Here is a 944-nt window from a genome sequence, read left to right as displayed (position 1 = left end):
CGCGCTATTGCATTATGTGCAATCGCTGCTGTTCAACCGCGTTGCGGTCGGGGTGGTGCAACAGTTGCGTATTGATGTGATGGATGCCGCGCTGCGCCAACCGTTAAGTACCTTTGATACGCAACCGGTGGGGCAACTGATTTCCCGGGTAACCAACGATACCGAAGTGGTGCGCGACCTGTATGTCACCGTGGTTTCTACTGTGCTGCGCAGCATGGCGCTGATCGGTGCGATGTTGGTCGCCATGTTCACCCTTGATTGGCGCATGGCGCTGATTGCCGTGATGATATTCCCCGCAGTGGCTATCGTGATGGCGGTCTACCAGCATTTCAGTACGCCGATTGTGCGGCGACTGCGCCGCTATCTGGCGGACATTAATGATGGTTTTAATGAAGCGATCTCGGGTATGTCGGTGATCCAGCAGTTCCGCCAACAGTCGCGCTTTGGTGACAAACTGGGGGCCTCAAGCCGTGCGCATTTCCAGGCGCGGATGCAGACGCTGCGTCTGGATGGCGTGCTGCTGCGCCCGCTATTGAGCCTGTTTTCCGCCATGGTGCTGTGCGGGCTGTTGATTCAGTTTGGTTTCAGCTCGGTGGGCACGGTAGGCGTTGGCGTGCTCTATGCCTTTATCAGTTATCTGGGGCGTCTTAACGAGCCGCTGATTGCGCTGACCACCCAGCAGTCCATGTTACAGCAGGCGGTGGTGGCCGGTGAGCGAATCTTTGAACTGATGGATGCGGTACAGCAGTCCTACGGCGAAGATACACGCCCATTAGCGGCGGGCAGCATCGAGATGGACAACGTTTCTTTTGCCTACCGGGATAATCAACGTGTCCTGAACCATATCAGCATGCAGGTGCCAGCGCGCGGCTTTGTGGCGTTGGTGGGGCACACCGGCAGCGGCAAGAGCACGTTAGCGAGTTTGCTGATGGGGTATTATCAGC

1 protein-coding gene is annotated in these 944 nt (G+C 57.2%); it reads left to right on the top strand.

The window, feature by feature from the left end; all coding sequences use genetic code 11:
* On the top strand, nt 1-944 hold a 944-nt coding region (locus J5224_RS30400; protein WP_264628763.1), incomplete at both ends, for an ABC transporter transmembrane domain-containing protein.

The organism is Candidatus Symbiopectobacterium sp. NZEC135 (assembly GCF_025962695.1).
The sequence above is the reverse complement of the archived record's forward strand: the minus strand, read 5'-3'. Positions and strand labels throughout refer to the sequence as shown.